Below are 25369 nucleotides of genomic sequence, written 5' to 3' on the forward strand. Positions count from 1 at the left end.
CGTCAGGTAAGGGGCGCGCCGTTGTTGGCATCGCCCTGATTGGGATAGCGCAGCACGGCTTCCTCGCCGGGCATGTGGGGAAAGCCCCGGAAGTTCACGCCATTACCGAACTTGGCCGAACAGGTCGCGAACTGCTTGTCACAGCCCGCTGTGGCGAGGAAAGCATCGCCGACGGCAATTGGTCGCACCGGGGCTTCGAAAAGGGTTATCGCACCTTCGGCGAAGCTGGCGATCTCGGCCTTGCGCCCGGCATTGGCGCCGGTCGTCCAGGCGATGACGCCAAGGGTGAAAGTGTCAGTGGCAAAGCTGCCCAGCGCGGTGGCTGTGAAACCCCGACTGCCTGAGAGTGTCGCCACTGTCCCGGTCGCTGACCAGAGCGGCGAGGACAGGCTCACCCCGCATCGCGTGTCGCCGAGATCGGCGTCGCAGGAAAACTGATAGGTCCGGCCGACCGTCTGGTTCAGCCAATGCGCGAGGGATCGGACTTCGGCCACGAAACTGGTTCGCCCACGCCGGATATCACCCAGATTCCCCAGCCGCATCAACAGGCGCTGGTCGGTCGAGGCCCAGTTGACCCGCCAGACCTCGACCTCGGCATTGTCCCAGCGCCCGTCCAGAATGTCGGTTTCGGTGATCCGGTCCGAGGACAGTGCCCCCTCGACATCCTGCGCATCGACTGAGAAATCCTGCGCGGCGCGGATTTCCGAGGGGACGAAGCCGCTTTCGGGCTCAAACAAAGTGCCCGCAAAGGTGAGCGGCAGGTCGTGGTCGGTGAAGCCGAACACTGCACCATCGCTGCGGGTGATTTTCCAGCACCAGGACAAGGTGGTGGTGCCGCCATCGAGATGGGCCTGCAGCCCAGAAGGCAGAGATTTCATCTGCGGACCTCGATCAGTGGGATGGATGTGATTGACCCGAGGCGCTCGATATCGAGCGTGACGGGCAGATCATCTGTGTCGAAACGCACGGGCACATCGAATTCGAACCCTGCGGTCAGATTGGCCCCGACCGAGGGTGGACTGAGGAAAGTCACGATCCCGGTCGAGACATCTGCGGTCCAACCGGGGGCGGCCCCTGTCCAGGCCGGTTCGCGCAAGCTCGCGCCAAGGATGGTGACGATCTGCCCTGCCGTGCTGTTGCCAGCCCCGAGGAGGCATCCTGTCAGGCCAGCGCCCACGACAATGTCGAAGGACCAGAGCCAAAAGCCGCCTCCGAGGTCGGTGATCACCACGTTTGAGATCGCCCCGCCATTCTGGTTGTAGATCGTCGGCGCGGCAAAGGTCCCCTTGATGCCGCTGTCGAGGTTGCCGGGCTGCAGGCGCAGGTTCAGGCGCGCATCGGGAGACCCACCTGCCTTGAACCAGACCTGTGCGCGGTACTTCTTGCCCTGCTGGACCGGAACCGAGGCGTGCTGGCGCAGACCCGAACCGGTCGTCCCGAGATCATAGGCAGCGGTAAAACTGCCATAGGTCACCGCACTGTTTGCCCCAAGGGCCCCGGTGTTCGACCACGTCACGGACTGCATATTGCTGCCCGAGGTTAGCAATTCAGGTCCTTGCAGCGTCAAGATCCCAGCCTGAACTGTTCCGGCCAAGGGCTTCAGGATCGTGCGTGACCAGGTCTGCCCGCCCGAGGTGTAGAGCTTCTTCAACTGAAACGTGGTGGTCGTGCCATCGCCGGTGCCGAGTGGCTGGTCAAAGGCAGAGATCGCTGTCGAGGGGAGGCAGGACTTGTAATCGGCCCAGTCTTTCCAACGAAACCCGCACAGGCGGCCGTTCCTCGCTTCGAAGAAGGCGATCACCGCCGCCAGATCGTCGGCGCGGCGGATCCCGTAGGCGGCATCGTAGGACCGCCGCGAATTGGCCCATGACGCGTTACGCTCTTCATCGCCCGAAGCGAGCGTCACGATCTGGGTCCGCCTTTGCGGACCACCTCGCGCGCCCCGGCTGATCATGTCGGGAAAGCGGACTTCATCGAATGCCATCAGAACGCCCTCCGACCAAAGGCCACCGCACGGGCGATGTCGCTGGCGACCTGGACGCGCGATTGCCGAAAGCTCTGGGCATCCCGGGCGTTGATGGTTACGGCAATGTTCTGGCCGCCACCGCCTGCCTGCGAACCGCCCTGCGCGGCCAGTTCACGGCGCGACAACACGCGTTCGCCCTTTTGCAGTATGGCTGGCACCTCGTCGGGACGGAGCCCCGCCCAGCCGCCGGAGTGCATCCGTGGTGCGCCGGCGAAGGCCAACGCCGGGATCATCCGGCGGGAAGCGGTGCTCCCAACCAGGCCGCCCGAATGCAGGACGGGCGCGAAGATGCCACCGATGCCGCCCAGCGCCCCGGAAAGCATGTCGGCGATTGGGCCGAGCACGGATTTGCGCACAGCCAGTTTGGCGAGGTCTGCCAGGATCGAGGTGACGAGATCGCCGAAGTTTAGCTTGCCCGTTTTCACAAACTCGCCCACCGCGTCCTCGGCAGACTGGAAGGCACCGACAAGCGCCTGGCCGACGTCGGCACCAATGTCGCGGGCCTTGCTGGCATAGTCAGACAGAGCCGCGGTGACCGCCTTCCAGCCCGTGGCAGTTTCATCCGCAGCCGCCTTTCCTGCGGCACCGGCGCGCCCGGCAGCGCCACCCGCATCATTCAGCGCATCGGTGGTGCCATCGGCGGCGGCTGTCGCCGCATCAAGGGCGGCTGTACCGTCGGTTCCGGCCGAAGTCATGGCCGATTGCAGGGCTTGCCAACTGGCCAGCGGTCGGGTGGCAGCATCGGTCAACATGCCTGCTGCTTCATCATAGGCGGCGGCTCGATCACGCGCATCGCTGGCCACTATGCCAAGCCCAAGATCGGGCGTCTCGAGATAGGTCTTGCCCATCGCAGCCTTGAACGCATCGGCTGCGGCGGCACCGGCGGCCGTTGCCGCCCCGGCGAAGGGATTGTCGACCCGGCCCAAAGTGACTGGATCGAGCGTGCCGATCTGGATTCCGCCCTCGCCGGTGGCCCAGTCGGGCAGCATGTCGAGCGCGGCATTCAGGCCGGAAATGAAGGTGTTGATCCGCGTTACGACGCCATTCAGCATCGCCTCGACGCCGCCGATCAGCCCGTTCGCGGCCTGGAATGCGAAGTCGGCGATGGCCGAGGGCAGCGCAGCCCAAATTGCCTTGACCGCATCAAACGCCCCCTGAAACACGCCGGTCGCCGAATTGCCAAAGCCAACGACTGCCACCAACGCGCCTTGCATCGCATCGGCTACGGTCGCGGTGATGCCTGACCAACTGGCGCTGAGGCTGGCGACAAGGGCATCGATGCCCAACCCGATCCGGTCCCACACTTCACTGGCGAGATCGGACAGCAAGCCGAGGGCTGCGCCAAACCCGCCAGCGCCCTCGACCAGCTTCGAGAACTGGTAGACCAGTTCCCCGGCCCCCACGATCAAAGCGCCAATTCCGGTGCGGATGAGGGCACCCTTCAGGACTGTCAAGGAAAGAGAAAATCCGCTGACGCCCAGCGCAGCGGCGCCCAGTGCCACGACGAAGCGCCCTGCAAAGAAGGCGGCAAACGCCCCGGCGATGCTCGCGATTTCGCCGATATGGTCGCCGAGGAAGGCGATACTGGTCTGGAAAATGCCCCCCTTGCGGGTTGCGTTGGCCAGTGCGTTGGCCACCGTTTCCAGGGCCGGAGCTACGGCAACGGTCAACTGATTGGTCAGGCCCAGCCAGACGAGGCCCAGCCGGTCGATGGCATCGCCAGCGGTTCGGATCTGGTCAGCATCCTGATCCGACACCGCGACGCCGAAGTCGGTGATGTCCTGAGATGCTTGGCGCAGCGTTGCGCTGTCGATCCGGCTGAAAGCCAGCGCCGCCTTGTCGCCGAACAAGGCTGAGGCCACTGCCGCCCGTTCGGCTGGGGGGACGAATTTGGTCATCGCGTCCTGAATGGCCACGATGCGCTCATCCAGCGGCAGCGCCTGCAAATCGGTGGCCGTCAGGTGCAAGCGTTTGAGGGCGTCGACCGCCGTGCCGGTGCCGCCCGCCGCATCAGAGAGTTTCAAGGTCAGTTTCTTGGTCGCAGCTGCAATCTCGTCCATCGAGACCCCGGCCAGATCGCCCGCGAAGGTCAGTACCTGGATGCTGCGGGTCGTGGTACCGAGGGATTGCGCAAGGTTGGCCTGCGCGTCGATGGTCTCAAGGCCAGACTTGATCATGGCGATGCCAGCGGCGGCAGCCGCAGCAACGGCCACCGCCGCCGCGATCTTCACCCGTGTCGCAAATGCTGCCAGCCTTGCATTGGCGAGTTCCGCTTCCTTCGACATCCGGCCGAAGCCCTTTGCCCCGGCATCGCCCACGCCTTCCAGTTCGGCGCGCACCTGTTTGCCGCCGACCGCCGCGAGGCGGACCGATACGCGCTTTTCAACCATCCTCGGCTCCGATCTTTTCGTTGATGCGGCGGACCATCACCGCCTCAAGTTCTGGCAGCAGTTCGGCCGCCACCATCGGGTTCAGGCCCAGTGCTTGGGCCAGCGCCAAGGCCGCGCTCATGTCCCAGCCAATGACTGCCTTACCCGCCACTCGCATCTGGCCGCCGAGACGGCAGACCAGATCCCAGACCTGCCAGCCGTCATGGCTCAGCGGCTGGTTCACCCGCGCGGGGCAGTCCTGGCATTGCGTTTCGCAGGCCGCGCAGTAGCCGTCGCCCCCACCGAAGTGCCAGTCGGCGAGGGCGCAGAGCCGTTTTTTTCCGCATCCAGCAGCATGCCGCGGCTGACGTAGAACAGGTTGAACGCCTCGAAAATCGGCCACAGCAACAGAAGGGCTTCGATCCCTTCATCGCTGACGGGCAGCGGATTGCCGTCCACATCGCCGACGCCTTCCCAATCCACGACAGCATGGCGTGCCAGCGCCCCAGCGAAGATCGCGGCCCGGGCGTCATTGCTGGACATGGGATCCAGATTCTGCACAGCGGGGTCGGCGCGGGTGGCGACCATCAGGGCGGTCGTCAGCGGCAAAAGCTTCAGTTTCACGCCATGGCCGAGGTCCAGCCATTGCGGTTCGCGGGAGAGGTCGAGACGGATCATCAGTAACTTCCAATGCTGTTGACGAGGACGACGGTGCACATTCGGGCGGGGCTGGTGGCCAAGGCCGCCTGCCAATCAAAGGAAGCCTGGACACCCTTTGGGCCTTTGATCTCGATGCGGGGGCGCGGCAGATAGACCGCATGGGCGGTTAGGGTCAGGCTTTCACCCAAGGGCAGGACATAGCTGAACTCCAGGGCTGCGGCCGTGCCGTTGATGGCTTGGGTCAAGAGCGTGGTGTCGGCAAAGCGCACCTCGATCTTGCCGGTCAGTGCCGCGATGGTGGGATCCGCACCATCGATCTTGGCATCGGAGCGGATGGTTTCGATCCGGTCGAGGTTGTTGGCATAGGTCAGGTCCGCCGAGACGATGTTGCCCAGCGATACCCCATCGCGCTTGATCGCCCCATTGAAATGGCCGAACCGCTTCAGGGCAATCGTCGCAGGCGTGCCTGCAGCCGTGGACCCGGCGATGGCTTCGCCCTGTGCCACAAGCATCGCCTTGGCGCCAAGCAGGCCAGAGCGCTCCATGGACCAGGACAGTTGGTCCAGCACGCAGCCCGAATACATGGCGAAGCGCGGCACCTCAGGCATCGCGACTTCAATAGACATGCTGGGCAGGGCCCAACTTCCTGACGAGAAAGTGTGGGAATTCAATCCGCCGGTCAGGGTCGCAGCCGAAACCGAGCCATTCGATGCTGGTGAAATTGATGCCGCCAGAGTGAAACCGTTCCCCGCACTGCCGAGGACGTCATAGACCATTGTCAGCGCGGTAGCCGTGCCGGTGTAAGTCGCTAGCGCCACGCCAGCGACCACACTGGCGTTCAGAGCCACCGCCAGCGCCGTCATGGTGGCGGCGAGGTTGGCGCCGATGTTCACCTGGTTGCCGGTGGCACCCGAGGCCACAAAGGTGAAGGCCGTGCCGTTGATCGTCAGCGTCGAGTTGACAGCGGGTTGGGCCGAAAACGTGATCGACCCGGTCGCCGCCACCGTGCCAGCCGTCGTCGGTGCGCCGAACGCCGCCTTCAACCAGAAGCCGAACCCCACGGCATCGATCGGCACCTCGACATCGCCATCAGTGGTGATCGCATCCAGCAAAGGTGCTCGCGGATCGCGGCCATAGCCCAGCAGTTCGGATGCCAGCAGCGGTTGCTCGGCCGCAAGCGAGGAGGTGATGAAGGGCATTTGGGTGTAGCCCGACCCCGGTGGGGTGCCGTAAATTGTCTCGAACGCAAGCGCCATCTGCGCCCGCGCCCCTTGTGCGCGTGCCATGTCAGTGTCCTTTCGTGAGGGAAATCAGATCAGTGGGTCGGAGGTGGCGTAGTGCAGCACGATGACGATCACAGCCGCCTTGAGTGTCGCCGCCCCTTCAATGGGCAGATCAACCGGCTCGGGCGCTTCCGCCTCGACCCAATCGCATAGCCCGCCCAGCGTTCGATCAACGGCCAGCGCCGAGCCGACATCGGCCGTCAGCGCATCGAACAGAGCATCGCGCCCGGTCCCCGCCTGGATCACCACCTCCAGTTCCGCCCGATGCTCATAGAAATATGTCAGCGGCGATAACGTCACCTCCGGATCACCCGGCTTTCCGTCGCGAAGGATGATCAGGCCGGTGGCCGGGATGCGTTCGGGCAGCACGTCGCCGCGAAGCACTGGAGCGGCAAGGGTTTGCAGTCGGCCATGCAGCGCTGCGAGGATGGTTTCTCGTTGGGTGGACATGTATCGCTGCAACCTCTCGGTAGGGACAGGGTCACAGCAGTTCGGCAAAGCTCCCGAACTTGACCCTGAAACGATGATTCTTGGCCCAATTGTCCTTGATGGCGTCGGCCTCGGTGAGCGTCAGAAGTCCTTCTCGGATCATCTCGACAGCCAAATCCACGGTTCCGACGATGGCCAGCTCGTGGGAGACGCGACGTGCTTCGTTTATTGCACGTCGGTCATCGATCGCAATGCCCGCGCCGATCGAAATAGCGTGGGCAATGGTAGCACTTTCTCCGACACCGAGCCGCGAAGTACCGGTCAGTTGTCCAAACAAATCCAGCGCCTCGTCGCTTTCGACACGGCAGATTTGGAAGCACCCAATGGCTAGTGCCGCCTCGAACGCCACCAGTTGATCCGCATAAAGTTCAGTCACCTCGGCAGCGGCATGCTCCGTGACCAAGAAATCGTGCGACAAAGCGCGCAAGAGGTCCATGCGATCGATGCGCAGGAAGTTCACCAGAACGGATGTGTCCGTGACGAGGATGACTTTGGGTTTCGACATGTGCGACCGTTTCACTCGGACCTTGCGGCTTCCGCCAGATCGAGCAGCAACCGGCCATCAAATGAGATGGTCTTGCCAATATCGAGCAGGCGACCCCGGGAGATTTCTTCTTGGCGGTAAGCTTCGAGGGCAAGATGTGCGACTCGGCTCCGCAATTCCCTGGATCCCCGCTTCTCCTCCACCGGCTCTTCAAGGTCTTGGAAGAAATAGAGGGCTTTCAGATAGTCCCGCCCTGCTTGGGCCAGGTCGGCACCGAGCAACTGGTCAGCCTCAGCTTGATTGATGTACCGCAGGCTTTTCAGGCGATAGACCGCAGCTTGGTAGCTGACACCGAAACGGTGGGCGATGATTGCGATATCCTGAAACCCAATGGTCTGAGAGCGAGGCGCGGGGCGCAGTTGGCCATGGATACTGCCCCCGGTTGCCGCATCGAATACGACCTGATCAGTTCGCGACGGCTGGCCTTTGCCAAGTTGCCGGAGTTCGTCAGCGAGCCCTTCTTCTGGAAGAAGGAAGGCTGCTGCGAAAGCATTGGCACGCTGCTCGATCCTCTCGCTGCTATTATCGGCAGTGCTGACCCCCACGCCGCGGTCCCGATCAAGAAGGGCATGCGCATACTCGTGCGCTAGCGAAAACCGCTGACGCGCTCGCACGTGACCGGCGTTCACGAGAATCGCCATTCCGATACTTGAATGCCGAAGGAACAAGCCGGACATCATTTCCGGCAGCTCGGCCGTCGTCGCCCAAACCCCTTGGTCTGCAAGGAGTTCCGTCAGATCCGGTACGCGTGAACTGCCGAGTTCCAGTCGACGTCGCTCTTGATTTGCAATTCGCTCGCCTTGAGCTACGGCTTCGCCCGTCGAACGTGGCGCGGTTTCGCGATAGGCAGGCGGCCCAAAGCGCTCCTCGCGACCCAGCAGAATTTCAAGACTTACGCCTTCGGCGCAAATCCTGACGCAGCGGTCGACCTCTGCCTTGACCTCTGGCGCTTGGTCGAGTCCCGGAGCAATCCGATGGAGTGCGACGAGCAGATCTTCTTCATTGTCTGCAGCTTGGTCGAGGAACCAGGTCACTGGACGTCGATAAAGATCCGCGAGCCTCGAGATTTCGAGAGTCGAAATCGCCCGATTTCCGGCCTCAATCTGGGTCACGGACGTTCGCGGCAATCCCAAATGGCGGGACGCTTCGTCTTGGCTCACAGACGAGAGCTCGCGCGCTTCCCGTAGTCGGCGCAACAGTTCGGCGCGGTTCATGGTGCCTCCTCACGTTCTACAGTCGGGCTACCCCCGTTTATCCTTTTCAGGATGGATACTCTATTCGAACACTACCGTCAAATTCTTACTTGAATGTTGCGACGCCGTTCCCCATCTTCAAGTCTTAGCCAATCGAAAGGGGGTGATTTAGATGGCAGGTAAGAACCAGCATGTGGTTCGTCGTGACGGAGGTTGGGCAGTGCTCGGCGCCGGGAATAGCCGTGATACGGCGCGCTACCCGACGCAGGCGGAAGCTACGTCTCGCGCGACGCAGATCGCGCGGAACCAGCAAAGCGAAGTGGTTATCCACGGACGCAATGGACAGATCCGTGAGCGCAACAGCTATGGGAACGATCCGTTCCCGCCGCGTGGTTGATCTGATGCGGAGGGTCTAATCGGACCCTCCGCATTCCAACTCTTGGGTCTATGACTTTCGCAAGACTGACTTGTTGCGTCCGTCAACCATCAAGCTGCCTCCCAGACTCGGTTCAGAACGCGCGCAGCAATCTCCGCCTTGTCCTGCGGTAGAAACCGGCCGTAATGCTGGGCCACCATTTCCGGCGTATCTTGGATGGCATAACTCGCCTGTTCATAGGAACCGGTCTGCTTCAGCACATGGGTTGCGAGGACATCGCGAATGTTGTGCGGCCCATGCGGCAAGAGCCCCGGGATCGCCCCGAGATTCGTATAAGGATTGTAGATCCCGTATCTCTGGATTGCGACACGCCAAGCCTCGTAGAAGGTGTTCTGATCATAGGCCGCATTCGCACTTCGGCTGCTGACGGTCTTGACGAAAAAGGTGCCGGGATCGGCCGCAAGACCTAACAGGTGCTGCCTGAGGCGGCGGACATAGTCGTCCATTTTCTCGTACAATTGCCCGAGGTTAGGCAGGATGAGTCGGAACGGACGTGATCCGAAGAAGGAGGAGTTGGCGTTCTTGAAGGCCACGGCCGGGATCAGAACCTCCCAACCATTGTCCCGCGCACTCCAGCGCAATTCACCGCGCTTCATGTCCTCGAGTTTGCGTTCGGGCGTCGGCAATTCCTCGGGCGGACAAAGAAGGAGTTCGCGCAGGTTCTTCTGCCGCAACCCTGTGTGAAGCCCGATCCTTAGCATCAGGAAAGCCCGCACCGACTCAGCGGCCGCCTTCGGATGTTGACGCTCGTCGGGGATCCGCCGCAGGATTTCCTCAGTGATCTTGCGGTACTCGCCAACCGGACTTGCGGCTTCCAGGACCGACAAGATCGGCTCGAATGGATCGCGGTGCACCTTGGCCACGCGTTCGACCTCCTTGATGCGGCGCCGGGCGTGCAGATACATCCGCTCGCAAGCCGCTGCCCAATCCTGTCGCGCCGTTCGAATGTCAGCATCGTCAATCAGGCCTTCGATCGGATGCAGCTTGCTCGCCATCGAAGGCGTCTGCCTCAGCCAACCGGTCTCGGTGCGGGTAAAGGCTGCAGCAAGCGACAGCAGATCGACCTCCCAGCTGGTCAGGAACCCGCGCCGTTCCTCCCGCCAGCGCAGGTACCAGTCCCAGACCTTAGGAAAGACCATCATGGCAAAGGTCAAAGCAGAGAGCGGCACGCCTGCGCCCCTGATTTCTCCCTCGCTCGACGCGGCCAGGGCACCGAACCACAGACCGAAATGCTCGGTCTTCTGAGCCGCCGTTTCATCGCCCCAGACTCCGTTGCGTTGCAGTCCGAAGGCCGCGAAAGTCGCGGTCTTGAACTTCAACAGATCCGACATCTCGTCGTTGAGTGCCTTGGGCGCTTCGACGACCCTGTTGGCATCGCCCTCGACGCCGACCTGCCGTTTCGACGCGTGGATGTTGCGGAACCGGATCGAATACCGCTGCTTCACAGCATTGGCCTGGAACCTCCGGTATTCAGTCGACCCCGAGATGATCACCGTCCGAACCCACTCGAGAATTTCCTCCCGCTCCGCCTTGGGCCGCTTGTTAAAATCTTCCGGCAAGTGCCAGGCGAGGCGCCGTCGTTCCGATGGCGTGACTCCCTCGAGACTATGCCCAGTCGAGGCGCGGCCAGTGTTGCCGACCTTGCCGCGAAAATACCCCTTCGGGAGACCATAGCGTTCCTCGACCCGGTGCAGGATATCGAGGCTTGAAAGGTTTCCCGGCTGCTTCGCGCCACGGGCCCAACTGATCAAGGTGCTGCGGTTGATCCTGTCGCCGGGACGGGCCACCGCATCGTAAAGGTGATAGACGGTCTCGCCGTGGCGCGCTGCGTGCAGGCGCAATGCCTCACCGAAGGTGGCAGGTTCGTCCCAAGTGTCGGATAGAGGCACGGGGCGCTCGACGATGGGCTTCGGCCGTCGGCCAGGCTTGCCCCTCGACTGTTCGGGTTTCAGTGGGATAAGTGTTGTGTTCGGCAGTGCTTCCAACTCCTCGCGCAGCATGACGGCGCGCGCACAGGCATCGACGAGCGGCTTCACGTGAGGCCGCGCCGCAGTGAGCAGCGCATAGTCCAGCCCACTCTGAAACGCGAGTTCGCGCCAATCGAGGAATTGCCCCCGATAGGCCAACATCTCCCGGCTTTCGATCAAGGCTTTGAGGTGTTTCGTCAACTTTCCGATGGCTAATTCGGGGAGCCGACCGTCCAGCCGAAGCCTGGCATAGTCGTCGATCTGTTTTGTGGTGAGTTCCGAGGGGTTTGTTTTCATTGACTTAACTTCCGAAGCGTGGGGCGGGCCACGTATCGGAATTCTGGATGCCCCGAAAGAGGTCTACCCGGTTGCCGTTGCGTCGGATTTGCGAGCCGGCACTGCCTATCGCCAGCCTACAACGACAGTGCCCGCAATGCTTCCCACTACCCTCTCAGCATCTCGCGCCAGATCCAACCGCTTCGGCAGCTTGACCTGCGGCACCAGTAGGAAGATCGGCACGGTCGCCACGCCACGTCCGGTTTTTGACTTGGATGCCACTGCGCGGCCCTTTGTGTTCAGTCGCCCTTCCGCCACCAGCAGGCTTGGCCCGCGACGGCGATAGATGAACCGCAGCCGCAACCCGGTACGGCGCTCCCATTCGCCAGGGGTAGTTTTTCCGCCCCGCGTGGACTTGCCGGCAGCAGGCGTCGGGATCGCCAGCCAGAAGCCGTTCTTCGACCGGATCAGCGGGCCGGTGTCATGCGCGCCGACGATCACCGGCGCATTCGACCAAACCAGCGTAGCAGCGTTCAGGCTTTCCCCAGACTTCGGGAAGTTGGCGGCGCGGATCGAATTGGCAAGGCGCATGCCCAAGCCCACGCCGGTTATCTGCGCCCGCCAGGCGGATTTCAGATTGGTGCCTGCCTGCCGAATCGCGGCGGAGACGGCGCGTTCCCCGGCGAGGACTTCCTCCCGCATCATGGCGACGATGTCGGGCCTGATGTCGATCTTCAGCTTCATGTCGGGCGCAGATCCATGGTCCATACCAGGCGCTCACGGTCGCGCACCGGTTCGCCCTGGATCAGGAAGGCCTCGCTGTCGATCTCGATCCGGTCACCAGGGCGCGGGTTCGGCACCTCGGAGATGCGCACGTCGATACGGGTGGTCTCCGACCAGAGCCGCGCATCTCCGAAGTCCGAGATGGAATCGGCGCGCCGGGCGATGACGCGCACCAGGACGGGTGCGCCGCCATCGGATGTGTAGACCGCGTCGCGCCCGATGTTCGGGTCAGCGAAAAGGGCCGCCACCGCAGCGTCAAATGCCGTCACTGGAACGCGCCGTTTAAGCGAACGCGGCCGATAAGGTCCGTGGCCCCGCCTGCCACGACGTCGGTCGCCACGCCAATCAGCGTGTTCGACGTCAATGTCTTGGTCGTGTTCTTCGCCGTGTTGTCCCAGTAGATCTTGTCGCCCACCGCCCAAGCTTGCGAGGCGACCTTCTTCATATCGTAGACGCCCTCGAGGGCGGTTTCGACCGGATCGCCAAGTGCGGCGGTGCCTGCGGCCACGCCGAAGATGGCCCCGACGAGCAGGCCATCGCCGGAAGTCACGGCATAGGGCGCGGTCAGGGTGATGATATTGCCAGGCTGGACGTAGTTCTTCATGTCGGGGATCCTTTTTGATAGACGAAGGGCGGCCCTTCAGGACCGCCCGTGTGTCAGGTTTCAGGACGGTCGCGTTACGCGCCGGGGTTCTTGTAGAGCCCGCGCCAGTCGATGGCCTTGGCACCGAAGTCGAGGCGGCACTTGATCTCCACCCCATCCACATCGAAGCCGTTGCGGGTCTCGATATAGGCGCCCTGCTGGCCTTCCAAATAGGCGTACTCGATGGTGTCGATCTGGTTCGGACTGGCCGCCAGATACCAAGCGGTGGCGCTGTTGGCATCAAGACGGGGTTCGCTGATGGGCGAGAGGGTCCTGATCGACTGCGGCACGACCTTGGTGCTGTCGGCGGGCACAAGGTTTTGCGCCACCAGCTGCTCGGCCTTCAGTTCCAGCGCAGCCGGCACGATCAGGAAAGCGGGTCGGACGTTCAGCACGGTCTTCTTGTCGAAGCCGGTCTGCAGCGCCATCGCCGCGCGCGCCGCCCCCACCGCATCCACCGCCAGCGCCGTGCCGGTGCCGGCGAGGTTCTTGTGGTTGGCATGGAACAGCGCGTTGCCATCAGCCATCGCCGGGTTGGCGGTGATGATGCCCCAGACCACATCACTTTCCAGCTGCGCGATGGAGTTGCCATACATCGCCGGGATCCGGGTGAAGGCGTCCAGATCGTCATTGATCAGGGTCTGACGGGTGATCGCGACCACACGGCCATAGGTCTTGACCTTGTAGCTTTCCTTGCTCTCGCCGAGCGTCCCGCGCTTGAACTCGCCGCTTTCGCCGACCTCCAGCAGCTGGGGCGCTTCGCCCAATTGCACCCGGTTCATCGCCTTGAAGTCGGTGGCGAGCACCTGCCGGCAGAAAAACATGAAGGTGCGGGGATAGGTCTCGTAGGCCTGCCGCAGGGTCTTGTTGGTGACCGCCGACAGGATTTCGGGGAAGTCGGAGGTGGAATGCAGCGAGCGGGTCGCCACCTCGTCGCGCGACAGGCCGCGAGTGTTGACGCCCGCATTGGCCAGGCTTTCGCGGGCCAGTTCCAGAAGCGACATGCCGCGGTACTGGCGGGCAGAGTCGTCCAGCTGGAACAGCGTCGGGCTGTAGCGGTGCAAGAGCGCATTGGCCACAGCATCGCGGCGGGTCACGCGTTCATCCCGGCCGCCGAGGGGGATCGACACATGCGGGAAGGTGCGGGTCTCATCCGACCTGGCCGCGACCTGATCCAGGATCAGACGGCGGGATTCATCCACGGTGACCCCGCGCTTGACCAGATCCTCGGCAAAGCCGCGCTCGAGGTTCAGACGGCCCGCCAGATCGTAGATGGTGGAGACGCGGTCGCGTTCGCCCTCGCGGGCGCGGGTTGCGATGGCCTCGGTATCGGGCGCCGGAGCCGGTTCCGGCATACGCGCGGCGGTCGGTTCGGTCTGAGGCGGGGCCGCGAGGGGGACCTGCCGGGTTTCATGGCTGGCGGGGGCATCCCCTGCCACGGTGGTCGTGTTCTCAGGCATGGATGCCTCCTTTTGCATGCGGATATCGACGATTTCAACGGGATAGTTGGCCTGATCGGCAGCGCGCACCTGCGCGCGGGGATCGGCGGGAACGGTCACGAAGCTCACCTCGAGAGGGGTCCAGCGCTCGACGATGCGTTGTTCGACATCGCCCTTGGCGGCGGGCTCGACCACTTTCACCCGCTCGATGGAGTAGCCGACCGAGACGTTGCGGATGATGCCGTCGCTGATCAGGCCGAACATGCGGTCGGCGGCCTGATCGAGCCCTTCGCGGGGAAAGCGGATAGTGGCCTTGCCTTCCTTGCCCTCGATCCAGGCGCGTTCGACCACGCCCACCTGCGAGTAGGAGGACCAGACCGAATGGCTGTCGAGCGCCGGGGCCCCGGCATTGAGGCGGGTCAGGTCTACCGCCCGGTCGCTGACCTCGAGGATCTCGTCGAAGGGGACGGAGGTGTCCCAGCCGGTCCAGCGCCGCCGCCGGACGGCCGCGCCAGTGGTGAAGACCACATCGATAGAGCGGGCCTCGGCATCGACGGTCGCAGGCAGGATGGGCGCGCGCCGCAGCTGCATCGGCAGGGCGACCGGCATCGCCATGATCGTTTCGGGCATGGCCCTGTTACTCCTGTGCTGTGGATGGGGATCCGGCCGGATCTGCGGCAGGGTCGGCGGCCGGATCGCTAGTTTGCGCGCTGCCGGTCTTGGTGACGCGGCGCGGGTCGCTGTCGAGAACGATGCCGAGGGCGTCGAGCTTGGTATTGGTGGCGGCGATTTCCGCAAGAACCGCATCTGGATTGCGGCCCTGTTTTGCGATCACCTCCGCCAAGGTCATGGTGCCTGAGCGGATCGATAGGAGGTTCGCCAGAGCGTCCTTCTGCGGATCGACTGCTTCGAACTTCGGTGGCGACCATTCGACCGGCACGTCGGGCGAAGGGATCTGCCCCGCTGCCCATGCGGCTTCGGTGAACCAGCGCCAGACCGGGGCGCAGAACATCGGGATGAACAACTGCCATTGCACTGCGTCGATCTGACGACGGAATTCGACCAGCCCGGCCCGGATCGAGGAGTAGTTGACCTGACTGAGATCACCGGTCAGCAACTCGTAAGGCACGCGGAACCCGGCCGAGATCGTGTGCAGGCTGGCCCGCTTGTATTCGCCGTAGCCGCCGGTGGCGGACGGCTGGTTGAAGCGGATGTCCTTACCGCCCCGTGCATAGGCAATCAGGCCCGGCTCAAACTGCTCGACCCGGTTTCCGTCGGCATCGACCACGGCGGGCGCGATGCCCTGCTGTGATTCGTCGTCGCCGAAGACGATGGCGGTAACGCAGGCTTCAGTCTTCTTGCGGACCAGTTCGGCCACTTCATAGTCGTCGAGATCACGCAGAGACCGGATCACCGGCGCGCCCCAAGGCACGCCGCGTACCTGCGTGCGCTGCTTTTCATAGACATGGGCGATCTCAGTGGCGGGGACCGGGCGACTTGCCGCCCCACCCCGCAAGCTGCCTTGGGCATCGCCCGGATGGTCGGTGTAGAGCCAGTAAGCACGGCGCTTGCCCACGGCGTCGAATTCGATGCCCTGCACGATGCGCCCCGCGCCAACGTTGCTGGACTTTGTGGCGTCGAGGAAATCTGCCTCAAGCACCTGCAACTGCAGCGGCACCGCTAGACCGTCCCCCACCCGACGCAGACGGCGGCGCACTAGCACCTCGCCCGCCTCGACCATCTCCCGACAGATCAGCGTCTGCAGCCCGTAGAAATCCAGCTGGCCGTCCGCATCGCAATCGGCCGTCCAGCGGGTGAACAGGGCGTCGACCTTTCGGTCCAGCTTGTCGTCGCCGCTGGCCGCACGGGGCATGATGCCGCTACCCACGATGTTGTTCACCAGCACCGCCACCGCCTTGGCCGCATGCGGGTTGTTCCGGACGAGATCGCGCATCCGGTCGCGCAACAGTGCCCCCGCCACGCCGATTTCGGTGTCGGCCGAGGATCCCGGCGCGCGCCACCCGTCCGTACGCCGCCCCTTGGACGCGCCGTCATATCCCCGCGTCAGGGTCTCGAAGGCCTGACGCGCCAGCACACGCCGGGCCGCCATGCGCGGGGCGACCGAGCCGATGGCATGGTCCATCCAGTTCGCAGGCATCAGCGATCCCCGCGCGAGAAGCCCGCGAGCCCGGCCACGGGCAGCGGTCGACTGACGCCCGCGATCGCGCGTTCGATGGTCCGGATGCGGCCCAGCAGATCCTCGGCCGAGCCATAGTCGACGGATTTGCCGTCATAGCTGACCCGGGTCGTGCCGCTGGCATAGGCCCGGCGCAGGGCCGCCAACTCCGTTTCCGTCCAGTCGGTCATGTCAAAACCATCCTCCGCGTCGGCCAAGCCAGTCCGACTGCCGTTTTCCCTGGGGTGCGGCTTGCGGCCGGTTGACCCGTCCCGCGCCATCCATTTCCGTCGGCGCTGCCCCGAGTTGATCCTCGAGATCGCGCCATTTCTCGTCGGTCCAGCGATCCGCCCCCGCGATCCAGGCGGCGGCGCGGGCATAGACCCGGCAATCCAGCGCCTCGTTGCGTTCGCGCAGCTTCTGCCATTCCAGCCGGGCAAAGCCGCGCTTGGTGCGCACCGTCACCAGCTGTTCGGCCACGAACTGCTTCAGCCATTCGTTCTCGACCCAGTGCGGCAGATGCACCGAGCCGGGCGGGAACGCGGCCCCATCGGCCATGTCCTCATCGGTCGGCCGCGCCAGCCGCAGGAAGCGATAGGTTTCGGCCTTGAAGGTCGACACCGCCACCGTCCAGAGCCGCGCGCCGCGCCGCAGGCGTCTTCCGCCCTCGGTCGCGTCGACGAAGGTCGGACCCGAGACCGGGCTGGAGCGGTTGAACCCCTCGACACCCTTGACCGGCGATACCTGCGCAAATCCCTGCGCCCGCGACCACGAATAGACCGCCGGGGCTTCATAGCCGGTGTCGATGGCAAGCCGCGCGATGCGCAGATGCGCGCCGCGTTCATGCGACCAGGACCGGTCCAGCAAGGTCGTCAGCTCCAACCAGGCATCGTGTCGGTCCGGCCCGCCCTCAATCACAACATGATCGACGAGCCAGCTCTCCAGCCCGCGACCCCAGGCCCAGACGTCGACCTCGATCCGGTCCTTCTGGACGTCGGCCCCAGCGGTCAGGAACAACCCGCCCGCAGGCACCGTGCCGGATATCCAGCGCTCGCGCCGGTCGTAGAGCCGCTGCCAGTCCGGCGCTTCCCCGGTCTCGACCCAAGTTTCGCCAAGGATCGTGTTACGGAACGCCTTGATCGCCTCGTCCGACCCTTGGGCTGCTTCCCATGATCGCACGATCCGCTCCCAGCTCAGCCAGCCGATCGGCGAGTAAAGCGCCGAGAGGTGATACCCGACCGTGGTCGGATCGGCGGCAGCGGCAGTCGCGCGCCATTCGCCAGCCTCCAGCATCGCCGTCTTGTTGTGTTCGCCGATGGGCTGGTCACAGCCTTCGCAATGATATTCCGCCGTTTCCGGCTTGCCCTTCTGCCAGCGCAGGCGGTCGAACTTCAGCCACTGGTCATGTCCACAATGCGGGCATGGCACGAAGAACCGGCGCTGATCGCTGGCCTCATACTCGCGTTCGATCCGGCTCAGCCCCCGGATGGTGGGGGTCGAGACCAGAAATACCTTGCGCCGATGGGCAAAAGTCAGCGACCGCGCCTCGGCCAGCGTGACCGGATCGCCTTCCTCGTCGGCCGAGGCCGGATAGGCGTCGACCTCGTCGAGGAAGATGTAGCGCGCCGGGGTGGACCGCAGCCCGACCGCCGAGTTCGCCCCGGTCATGATCAGGATGCCGCCCGCAAACTCCTTCGACAGCATGGTGTTGCCAGCATCCCGCGAACGCGCCGGTTTGACCCGGTCCCGCAGGTCCGGGCTTTCGTCGATTAGCGGGTCGATCCGCTGACGCGAGTTGCGCTTCGCCAGTTCCACTGTCGGCTGGACCGCCAGCATTGGGCCCGGCGCCTGGTGGATGGCAAAGCCGATCCAGTTGTTGCCTGCCTCGGTCGCGCCGACCTGTGCCGCCTTCATGAACACGATGCGTTGCATCACATCGCCGGGCGACAGCCGATCCATGATCTCGCGCATGTAAGGCGTGCGCGCGGTGCGATAGCGCCCTGGTTCTGCCGAGGCGCGGCCCGACAGCATCCGATGCCGGTCGGCCCATTGCGAAACGGTCAGATCGGGATCGGGCGTCAGCCCCGCGCCCCAGGTGCGCAGGATTTCCGCCGCGCCGTCGAAATCGGTCAGGTCGTCGTCAGTTTCACCGGAAGTCAGGCCGGACCTCGGCAAGCTCGTCGAGGTGGGCACGGACATGTTTTTCCAAGGCCTTCTGCATCGCGGCAGGTTCCACGCCCAGTTCCGCCGCCATCAATGCCGACGACCGCGCGGGCCAGTTCACCCATGCGTCCCGCACCTCCCGCGCCAGCCGGAACACCAGCGACAGCGCCCGGGCCCGCTCGATTAACTCCCCCTTCAGCTTTTGCAGCCGGATCCGCCGCTCCTGCGCCTTCAGCACCTCGTTGGCCGTCTTGGCCTGCAGGTAGGTCGTGCCCCCGCCGACCGCCGGGACCGCCAGACCCTGTTCGCGCAAGGTGTCGCCGACGGCGGCGACGGCCGCCTCGGGGACCGGCCGCAACTTCTGCTCGGGGGGCTTTCGGGTCTTCGACGGGTCGGTGGTTTCCGCCCGGCGCACATCGCTGGCGTCCGCGTTGATGCTGCCATCGGCGAACAGGACCAGGCGCTCGGCCGTCTTCGCCTTCTGGATCGCGCCCCGCGACAGCCCGACATGCGCGGCGTACTGGCGCTCGCTCATGCCCTGCATTGGCCGCTCCGATTATCATTCAGATTCATGTGCTTATCGAGTTGATAAGCGCGACGGACAGAGCGAACGTCCTTTCAGAAGGACGATTCAACTCACTTGGGAGCCACCGAAATGACCCGCCGCGCACAAGACAGCACGACAGCCCTCGACGCCTTCCTCGGCAAGAAGGCCGAGATCGACGCGATGCTCGCCCGACTTCAGGCGCTCAGCGACGACCATTTCAACTTCGATCCGGACGCGGTCAATTGGGGCAGCGTTGGCTCGATCAGCAGCGTCGCCAGCGACCTCCGGAAGATCGCCGATTTTCTTTTTGGCGAGGGCGAACACGCCGAGTAACCCAGCCAGCCATCGCGCGAGCCCCGCCCAGCGGGGCTTGGCCTCGTAGAAGGGCTCGCATCCCGTGCGCCCCGACACGGAGACGACGATGACCCAGCTTTCCGACACCCAAGCCATGATCCTGAGCGCCGCCGCCCAGCGGCCTGAGCGCATCGCCCTGCCGCTGCCCGAGAGCCTGCGCGGCGGTGCCGCCGCCAAGGTGGTCGGCGCGATGATCTCCAAGGGCCTCCTTCAGGAGGTCGACGCCAACCTGCGCAAGGGCGAACCCATGTGGCGCGAAACCGGTGACGGCCACGGCACCACACTGGTTGCGACGGACGCGGGACTCGCCGCCATTGGCATCGAGCCCGAGGGCGCGCCCACGAGCGCCAACGAAGCGCCGAGCGACGCGCCCGCGCCTGACACCCCGACCGGCGCCGAAACCGCGCCAACGGCGCGCACGCCGCGCGAGGGGACCAAGCAGGCCACGCTGATCGCCATGCTGCGCGCGCCGGACGGCGCGACCATCGAGGAGATCACCGCCGCCACGGGCTGGCAGGCGCACACGATCCGGGGCGCGATGGCCGGGGCGCTGAAGAAGAAACTCGGGCTCGAAGTGACCTCAGAGAAGGTCGAGGGGCGCGGGCGGGTGTATAGACTGGCCAACTAATCGCCTTTATTCGCAGCACCTTTTGGCTATGCTGCTTTGCGGAGGACCACATGGATTACCGGAACCCGCAAAGCAGCACGATCATCTTCGGTTTCGACTCAGCGTGGACAGATTCCGCAAAAGCGCCGGGAGCAATCTGTGCCATCGCGTTCGATGAGCGTGGCCAAGTCGAGTTTCATGAACCTCGTCTCGTCTCATTTGCAGATGCGCGAGCCTTCATCGGATCGCTCCGTCAAGATTTTTCTGTGAGCCTCGTCGCACTTGATCAACCAACGGTCGTGCCCAATTCCGCAGGAAGTCGTCCGGTTGACAAGGTTGCCGGGTCGTTGGTCTCATTTGTCGGCGGAGGCGTTCAGCCTGCCAACCGTAGCAAGATCGGCATGTTCTGTGACGACTCGCCCGTTTGGTCTTTCCTTTCGGATCTCAATGCGACGCAAGATCCTATCGAGGCGCGCACGGCACCTGCCGGACATTTTCTGATCGAAGTGTTTCCGGCGCTTGCTCTCCCGGCGTTCGAGGATGCCTTTTCTCAGCGTTTACGCGCGCCAAAGTACAACCCGCAAAACCGGAAGAAATTCCGTCTGGAAGACTGGCGGTCCGTGACGCGCGTAGTCCAAACTACCGCACAGGGTTTCGACTTGAGTGGCCTCGCCGACTGGTCCGACCGCATGCACGCGCTCTTTCAGCCTCGGAAGGCCGATCAGGACAAGCTGGACGCAGCCCTCTGCGCTCTGATCGGTCTGGCGTGGCGGGCCGGGCCAGTCTCCTGTTCAGCCATGCTCGGTGACTTGACCAATGGCTACATGGTTACGCCGATGTCTGAATTCACGCGGCCCAGACTGGAGCAAGCAGCAAATGAGCGTGGTGTGCCAATCGCCTAGGACCGCAACCTCCAGCCTCTAACCCGGATTGCCTCGAACAGCCGCCGCAGGACATAGGACCGCGCGATGCTGACCAAAGTGAACACCGCGCCCATCTTCAGGTTCTGCGCCAGCGTCGTGTGCAATCCGAAGATCGGGAAGATCAGGATCTGGGTAGCGACCGCGACGCCGTAGCCGACGATCACGTTGGCGATAGACTCGACCAGCGACATGAGGCGGGACTGCTTCATGGCGCCACCTCATCCATTGGCCAGCAATTCAGCTGCCAGAGTTCGCAGCGCATGCGCCGCAACCAGGGGGACCACGCCGTTGCCGCAGAGGCGAAGGCGGTCCACCCGGTGGGCCAGCCCATCAGCGCCTCGACGAACAGCGGGTTCAAGGTTCGGCGCACATCGCAGGTATCGCTCCCAGCCATCGGCGTCACCAGGACCTGGCGGCCAAGCAGGCCGTTCACTGGCGTGTTCGCCAATGTCGTGGCCCCATCCTTGTGATCCCGCGCCGTCGGCGTCATCCACATCTGGCTGGCGTGGGTCAAGTCCGCCGTCTTGCGGTTGCCCGCGCTCGGTTTGCAGCCGTCGTTCGCCATCGGCGTCGGCCAGTCCCGTGCCATCCGGTCCAGACCCTTTTCGCCCTTCCGCTCGCCACCCCGGCTGCGGAAGCTGTCGATCTGCGGCGTCGGCCAAAGTGCGGCCGTCGTCGCCAGATTTATCCCGTGCTGACCGGCTTCCTGCGAGGGCGTCGGCTTCGTTTGCCGGTTCTCGTTGGCGCTGGCCCTCGGCGTCGGCCAGAGGCGCAGCAGTTCCGTCCGGTTCCCGCCGCTCGAGCGGGTTCCAGAGCAGGCGCGCGGGGTCGGCCAGTTCGTCCCCCTCGCGGATGGCAAGGATGAACAGACGTTCGCGCCGGTGGGGCGCACCGACTTCCGCCGCTGTGAAGAGGCCTGCCGCAAGGCGGTAGCCCATGCCGACCAGTCCTGCGGCGACTTCGGGGAAACCGAGGCGGAGATGATGGGCGACATTCTCGAGGAACACGAAGGGCGGCTCGACCTCGCCGATGATCCGGGCGACATGGGGCCAGAGATGGCGCGCGTCGTCAGCGCCCCGGCGCTTGCCTGCGACCGAGAACGGCTGGCACGGATAGCCCGCAGTGACGATATCCACCGCACCATGCCAAGGGCGGCCGTCGAAGGTTCCAACGTCGTCCCAGACAACAGCCTCATCCAGGGACGCGTCTTCCATCCGCGCCACGAGAGTGGCTGCGGCGAAGGTTTCCCGTTCGACATGGCCCACAGCACGATATCCGGGGATGGCGATGGTGAGGCCGAGGTCGAGCCCGCCAGCGCCGGAGCAGAGGGAGAGGCCGAAGAGACATGCGTCTGCGGCTCCGGAGCCAAGTCCGGCGGAAGGTAAAGCCAGGTCATGCATGTCACGCGGTGGCTTCGGGTTGGGTTTCAGGCGCGGCCGGGGTATCCCCCAGCCTCTCCGTTCTCACCTGTGCAAAGGTCCGGCCATCGCCGTCGAGGATCGCGTCGCGTCCCGTGTCGGCCTGCCAGCGTTCGACGGCAACATCGATGTAGGCCGGGCTGATCTCCATCGCGAAGACGCGGCGGCCATTGGCCTCGCCCGCCATGATCTGGGAGCCGGAGCCCGAGAACGGCTCGTAGCATAGCCCGCCCCGCGCAACATGTTGGCGCATCGGGATCCCGAAGGCATCGAGCGGTTTCGGCGTCGGATGGTCGGGCCGCTCGTCCTTCGCGAAGCTGGGCAGCGCCCAGGTCGATGGCAGGGTTTCCTCGGCCACCTTCGGCGGGCGGTTCGGACGCCGCCAGCCCATGAAGCAGGGCTCGTGCTTCCAGAGGTAATGCGAGCGCGTCAGAACCCCGCGGTCCTTTACCCAGATGATCTGCTGATGCACGAAGGCCCCGGCCTTTTCCCAGCACGCTTCCAGCATCGCCTGGCGGCGCGAGGCGTGCCAACAATACCACGCGGCATTCTCGGCGATGGCCTCCGCAACAGCGGCCGCGATGAAGCCGTCGTAAAGCTCGGCCCCCTGCGAGCTGTCGTCCCAGGTCGTACCATAAGACGCCGACCAATCCTTGTTGCGGGTCGGGTGGTTCGAGCCGTCATAGTCGACGAGATACGGCGGATCGGTTGCGAACAGGATGGCACGCTCGCCATTCATCAGACGGCGCACATCGGCAGCACTGGTGCTGTCGCCGCACAGCAGCCGGTGGTCACCGAGGATCCACAGATCGCCGGTGCGCGAGGCCGGATTGCGCGGCGGTTCAGGGATGGTCACCGGCGGCACCGAGCCCCCGGCGCCACCTTCTTGCCCGTCCTCTTCCGGCACGAACGCCAGCAGCTTGTCCAACTCGCCGTCGGAGAAGCCGACCAGCGACAGGTCGAAATCCTCTGCCAGCAGGTCGTTCAGTTCCGCTGACAACAGCGCCTCGTCCCAGGTGCCCAACTCCGTCAGCTTGTTGTCCGCGATCCGGTAGGCCCGCCGCTGCGCCTCGGTCAGATGCCCAAGCACGATCACCGGTGCCTCGGTTAGCCCCAGCTGCGTCGCCGCCAGCACCCGGCCATGACCCGCGATCAACTCGCCATCCTCTGCCACGAGGCAGGGCACGGTCCAGCCGAACTCGGCCATGCTGGCGGCGATCTTCGCAACCTGATCCGCGCCATGCGCCTTGGCATTGCGGGCATAGGGCTGGAGCTTGGCAAGTGGCCACATCTCGATGCGATCCGGGGCAAAGCTCAGCGTCATCGTCGGGTCATTCCTCGGATCAGGGTGGATACCCCTGGCTTCCGGACTCCGGGGTCCAGTCTGGACTCCACGCGGGGTCCAGCGGCCACCGGAGGCGTCCAGCTTCAAGGGTTTGATTTTGCGGTGTTTCAGGCGGGTTCAGGCGGCGGTGGCTTCCGGGTGGCTTCCCAAAAATCCGGCCCTGTCGCTAGCGATGTGCCGCGCTTCGCCCGCCAGCATACGAATATGGCCAGGAAGGAACCAGAAATCAGTGGGTTAGCGGGATGGACCCCGGTTGGACCCTTCCCGGACCCCGGAAGCCAACCCGAAATCCAACCGCATCCGCCCAAAAGCAAAGGGGAGAGTGAACCCTTCGGCGCACTCTCCCCATCTTGCCTTCGGAATAGCACGAACATGTTGCAGATGTCGAAGGGAAAAGTGTTGCAACACATTGGAGTCGCTCACGCATTCAGTCGCGCCGCGATCTTGGTCAGCGCCAGCTGCCAGCGCCGCCACGCGGTGGTGCGGTCGCAGCCTATCTCGCCGCTGATCTGCTTCCATGGGACGCGTGCGGCGCGGGACCAGACGAGCTTGCGCTCGGCCTCCTCGATCCACAGCACCCAGTCCGAGGTCTGCTCCAGCCGCGTGATGGCTGCGGCCGATGGCCAGACCCGCATCGGCTCAGGCTCCATCGCGGCGATCTCGCGGCTGGTACGCACGATCTGCGGCCAGGCGTTGAAGAACCCCTGCGCCTTGACCGGGGGCAGTTTGCGCAGAGTGCGGAACGCCTCCTCGAAATGATCGGCCACGCACTCGGCCGTCCAGATGCGGTCAGCCATGCCGAACCTCCTTTCCCATCGGGCGTCGCCCGTAGAGCTTCTCCCCAAGCTGGCGGACCAGTTCGCGCTCCGGCCATGTCAGACGCTGATCGTCGGCCGACACCGCCAGCACGCCCTGTTCGTGCCAACCTTCGCGCTTGACCTGATCGGGGTCGCGGCGCTGGCCGCCGTAGCCGTGGGGATGCCACCTCATTCGACACCCCCATTCGTTGCAATGGCCCAAAGCAGAAGCGCGATGGCATCAGCCTCGTTGTCGTCAGCGGGGCTGAAGCCACGGGCGCGGGCAGCGGCGATCATCGCGTCCTTGTCGGCATTGCCCTTGCCGGTTGCGTGGCGTTTGATCGTGCCGACCGGCACACCCTCGTAGGGCACGCCCCGCAGTTCGGCCCATGCGGTCAGCGTGGCCATCAGCCCGCCATAGACATGGGCCGCATCGGTCGCGACATGGCGGCGGACCTCCTCGAACCAGATGGCGGCGATGGGACCGGACAGGCGGTCCAGCTCTCCCAGCCAGTTGGTGAACCGCAGGTAGCGCATGCCGCCGCCGTCGAAGCGACCGGGGCGGAAGCTGGCGGTGCCGCTGGTGATCAGACCGTCGTGGCCGCGCAGGGCCCAGCCTGTGGTGGTGCCCAGATCGAGGGCGAGGATGCAGTGGTGGCTTGAACTGGTGACGGGCAGCAATTCAAACCTTGCGCTGTCGGAATTGGGGATCAGAGTCGTCGCAGCCATGATGGCTCTCCTGTCTTGGGGGGCTGGTCGGGCAGAAGACGACGGCGGTCATGTGCTTGGCGGTACGGGCCGCCGTCGTCGGATCGGGGGATGGGGAGACCTGTCAGGGCGGCCCGCGCGCCAGGCCCTTACGCATGGGATGAGTGGCCCACCCTTGGGTGGGGCCATCCCATACGTAGTATGGGGGTTCAGCACCTAACTG

Annotated in this window: 27 protein-coding genes and 3 pseudogenes; 4 read left to right on the forward strand and 26 right to left on the reverse strand. The window is 64.4% G+C overall.

Annotation, left to right across the window (positions count from 1 at the left end; translation table 11 throughout):
* Positions 1 to 2 precede the first annotated feature (2 nt).
* The 10 genes and pseudogenes from AC1DZT_RS17655 to AC1DZT_RS17700 form a co-directional block, all read right to left on the reverse strand.
* Complete coding sequence (locus AC1DZT_RS17655; RefSeq protein WP_478007963.1) at positions 3 to 878, reverse strand: DUF2163 domain-containing protein; 876 nt, start codon at positions 876 to 878, stop codon at positions 3 to 5.
* Complete coding sequence (locus tag AC1DZT_RS17660; RefSeq protein WP_478007964.1) at positions 875 to 1984, reverse strand: phage distal tail protein, Rcc01695 family; 1110 nt, start codon at positions 1982 to 1984, stop codon at positions 875 to 877. The genes AC1DZT_RS17655 and AC1DZT_RS17660 overlap by 4 nt, the downstream gene beginning before the upstream one ends.
* Positions 1984 to 4416 carry a phage tail tape measure C-terminal domain-containing protein gene (locus AC1DZT_RS17665; protein ID WP_478007965.1) on the reverse strand — a complete coding sequence of 811 codons (2433 nt, stop codon included), beginning with the start codon at positions 4414 to 4416 and terminating at the stop codon, positions 1984 to 1986. The genes AC1DZT_RS17660 and AC1DZT_RS17665 overlap by 1 nt, the downstream gene beginning before the upstream one ends.
* Complete coding sequence (locus AC1DZT_RS17670; RefSeq protein WP_478007966.1) at positions 4409 to 4639, reverse strand: DUF7697 family protein; 231 nt, start codon at positions 4637 to 4639, stop codon at positions 4409 to 4411. The genes AC1DZT_RS17665 and AC1DZT_RS17670 overlap by 8 nt, the downstream gene beginning before the upstream one ends.
* Positions 4636 to 5073, reverse strand: a complete 438-nt coding sequence (locus tag AC1DZT_RS17675; RefSeq protein WP_478007967.1) for a hypothetical protein — start codon at positions 5071 to 5073, stop codon at positions 4636 to 4638. Before AC1DZT_RS17675 ends, AC1DZT_RS17670 begins: the two co-directional genes overlap by 4 nt.
* Positions 5073 to 5720: pseudogene (locus tag AC1DZT_RS17680) on the reverse strand (phage tail tube protein); the annotation flags it as partial. The gene AC1DZT_RS17675 and the pseudogene AC1DZT_RS17680, both read right to left, overlap by 1 nt.
* Before the next feature lie 84 nt (positions 5721 to 5804).
* Positions 5805 to 6341, reverse strand: a pseudogene (locus AC1DZT_RS17685) (phage tail tube protein); the annotation flags it as partial.
* A 24-nt stretch (positions 6342 to 6365) separates the two neighbouring features.
* Positions 6366 to 6788 carry an acyl-CoA transferase gene (locus AC1DZT_RS17690; protein WP_478007968.1) on the reverse strand — a complete coding sequence of 141 codons (423 nt, stop codon included), beginning with the start codon at positions 6786 to 6788 and terminating at the stop codon, positions 6366 to 6368.
* A gap of 31 nt (positions 6789 to 6819) precedes the next feature.
* The gene (locus AC1DZT_RS17695; RefSeq protein WP_478007969.1) at positions 6820 to 7332 is read right to left on the reverse strand and encodes a PIN domain-containing protein; all 513 of its coding nucleotides are present in this window, start codon (positions 7330 to 7332) and stop codon (positions 6820 to 6822) included.
* An 11-nt stretch (positions 7333 to 7343) separates the two neighbouring features.
* Complete coding sequence (locus AC1DZT_RS17700; RefSeq protein ID WP_478007970.1) at positions 7344 to 8585, reverse strand: helix-turn-helix domain-containing protein; 1242 nt, start codon at positions 8583 to 8585, stop codon at positions 7344 to 7346.
* Positions 8586 to 8736: 151 nt separating this feature from the next.
* Between AC1DZT_RS17700 and AC1DZT_RS17705 the strand changes: the two genes are divergently transcribed.
* Positions 8737 to 8961 (forward strand): DUF2188 domain-containing protein, encoded by a 225-nt coding sequence (locus AC1DZT_RS17705; protein ID WP_478007971.1) that lies wholly within the window; start codon positions 8737 to 8739, stop codon positions 8959 to 8961.
* A gap of 89 nt (positions 8962 to 9050) precedes the next feature.
* On the opposite strand, the gene AC1DZT_RS17710 is transcribed toward AC1DZT_RS17705, so the two are convergent.
* The 9 genes from AC1DZT_RS17710 to AC1DZT_RS17750 form a co-directional block, all read right to left on the reverse strand.
* Positions 9051 to 11264, reverse strand: a complete 2214-nt coding sequence (locus tag AC1DZT_RS17710) for a hypothetical protein (RefSeq protein ID WP_478007972.1) — start codon at positions 11262 to 11264, stop codon at positions 9051 to 9053.
* Between the two features lie 105 nt (positions 11265 to 11369).
* On the reverse strand, positions 11370 to 11987 hold the full coding sequence (locus AC1DZT_RS17715) for a DUF6441 family protein (RefSeq protein ID WP_478007973.1): 618 nt from the start codon (positions 11985 to 11987) through the stop codon (positions 11370 to 11372).
* Positions 11984 to 12295: a head-tail joining protein gene (locus tag AC1DZT_RS17720; protein ID WP_478007974.1), complete on the reverse strand. Its 312-nt coding sequence runs from the start codon at positions 12293 to 12295 to the stop codon at positions 11984 to 11986. Before AC1DZT_RS17720 ends, AC1DZT_RS17715 begins: the two co-directional genes overlap by 4 nt.
* Positions 12292 to 12630: a DUF2190 family protein gene (locus AC1DZT_RS17725; protein ID WP_478007975.1), complete on the reverse strand. Its 339-nt coding sequence runs from the start codon at positions 12628 to 12630 to the stop codon at positions 12292 to 12294. The genes AC1DZT_RS17720 and AC1DZT_RS17725 overlap by 4 nt, the downstream gene beginning before the upstream one ends.
* A 74-nt stretch (positions 12631 to 12704) precedes the next feature.
* Entirely contained in the window at positions 12705 to 14738 is a 2034-nt protein-coding gene (locus AC1DZT_RS17730) for a prohead protease/major capsid protein fusion protein (RefSeq protein ID WP_478007976.1), read from the reverse strand.
* Between the two features lie 7 nt (positions 14739 to 14745).
* Complete coding sequence (locus tag AC1DZT_RS17735) at positions 14746 to 16266, reverse strand: phage portal protein (RefSeq protein ID WP_478007977.1); 1521 nt, start codon at positions 16264 to 16266, stop codon at positions 14746 to 14748.
* Positions 16266 to 16475: a phage head-tail joining protein gene (locus AC1DZT_RS17740; protein WP_478007978.1), complete on the reverse strand. Its 210-nt coding sequence runs from the start codon at positions 16473 to 16475 to the stop codon at positions 16266 to 16268. Before AC1DZT_RS17740 ends, AC1DZT_RS17735 begins: the two co-directional genes overlap by 1 nt.
* 1 nt (position 16476) lies before the next feature.
* The gene (locus AC1DZT_RS17745) at positions 16477 to 18483 is read right to left on the reverse strand and encodes a phage terminase large subunit family protein (RefSeq protein ID WP_478007979.1); all 2007 of its coding nucleotides are present in this window, start codon (positions 18481 to 18483) and stop codon (positions 16477 to 16479) included.
* On the reverse strand, positions 18431 to 18991 hold the full coding sequence (locus AC1DZT_RS17750; RefSeq protein ID WP_478007980.1) for a hypothetical protein: 561 nt from the start codon (positions 18989 to 18991) through the stop codon (positions 18431 to 18433). The genes AC1DZT_RS17745 and AC1DZT_RS17750 overlap by 53 nt, the downstream gene beginning before the upstream one ends.
* 111 nt (positions 18992 to 19102) lie before the next feature.
* Here AC1DZT_RS17750 and AC1DZT_RS17755 point away from each other — a divergent pair, with 111 nt between their 5' ends.
* The 3 genes from AC1DZT_RS17755 to AC1DZT_RS17765 all read left to right on the forward strand — a co-directional run bounded on the left by AC1DZT_RS17755 (position 19103) and on the right by AC1DZT_RS17765 (position 20857).
* Complete coding sequence (locus tag AC1DZT_RS17755; protein WP_478007981.1) at positions 19103 to 19327, forward strand: hypothetical protein; 225 nt, start codon at positions 19103 to 19105, stop codon at positions 19325 to 19327.
* Positions 19328 to 19415: 88 nt separating this feature from the next.
* Positions 19416 to 19976 carry a DUF3489 domain-containing protein gene (locus tag AC1DZT_RS17760; RefSeq protein WP_478007982.1) on the forward strand — a complete coding sequence of 187 codons (561 nt, stop codon included), beginning with the start codon at positions 19416 to 19418 and terminating at the stop codon, positions 19974 to 19976.
* 50 nt (positions 19977 to 20026) lie between these two features.
* On the forward strand, positions 20027 to 20857 hold the full coding sequence (locus AC1DZT_RS17765; RefSeq protein ID WP_478007983.1) for a DUF429 domain-containing protein: 831 nt from the start codon (positions 20027 to 20029) through the stop codon (positions 20855 to 20857).
* Here AC1DZT_RS17765 and AC1DZT_RS17770 read toward each other — a convergent pair.
* The 7 genes and pseudogenes from AC1DZT_RS17770 to AC1DZT_RS17800 all read right to left on the reverse strand — a co-directional run bounded on the left by AC1DZT_RS17770 (position 20854) and on the right by AC1DZT_RS17800 (position 25167).
* Entirely contained in the window at positions 20854 to 21087 is a 234-nt protein-coding gene (locus AC1DZT_RS17770; RefSeq protein ID WP_478007984.1) for a DUF7220 family protein, read from the reverse strand. The two genes, AC1DZT_RS17765 and AC1DZT_RS17770, sit on opposite strands and share 4 nt — an antisense overlap.
* Positions 21084 to 21467: a hypothetical protein gene (locus AC1DZT_RS17775; protein WP_478008042.1), complete on the reverse strand. Its 384-nt coding sequence runs from the start codon at positions 21465 to 21467 to the stop codon at positions 21084 to 21086. Before AC1DZT_RS17775 ends, AC1DZT_RS17770 begins: the two co-directional genes overlap by 4 nt.
* A gap of 304 nt (positions 21468 to 21771) precedes the next feature.
* Positions 21772 to 22278 (reverse strand): annotated as a pseudogene (locus tag AC1DZT_RS17780) (DNA cytosine methyltransferase); the annotation flags it as partial.
* A 1-nt stretch (position 22279) separates the two neighbouring features.
* Complete coding sequence (locus tag AC1DZT_RS17785) at positions 22280 to 23620, reverse strand: site-specific DNA-methyltransferase (RefSeq protein ID WP_478007985.1); 1341 nt, start codon at positions 23618 to 23620, stop codon at positions 22280 to 22282.
* 440 nt (positions 23621 to 24060) lie between these two features.
* Positions 24061 to 24438, reverse strand: coding sequence for a DUF6362 family protein (locus AC1DZT_RS17790; protein ID WP_478007986.1), 378 nt, complete (start codon positions 24436 to 24438; stop codon positions 24061 to 24063).
* A complete protein-coding gene (locus AC1DZT_RS17795; protein ID WP_306122298.1) occupies positions 24431 to 24631 on the reverse strand; it encodes a hypothetical protein in 201 nt (66 codons plus the stop codon). The genes AC1DZT_RS17790 and AC1DZT_RS17795 overlap by 8 nt, the downstream gene beginning before the upstream one ends.
* Positions 24628 to 25167, reverse strand: coding sequence for a crossover junction endodeoxyribonuclease RuvC (locus AC1DZT_RS17800; RefSeq protein ID WP_478007987.1), 540 nt, complete (start codon positions 25165 to 25167; stop codon positions 24628 to 24630). The genes AC1DZT_RS17795 and AC1DZT_RS17800 overlap by 4 nt, the downstream gene beginning before the upstream one ends.
* Positions 25168 to 25369: the final 202 nt, after the last annotated feature.

Source organism: Rhodobacter sp. P1_C2 (assembly GCF_056406375.1).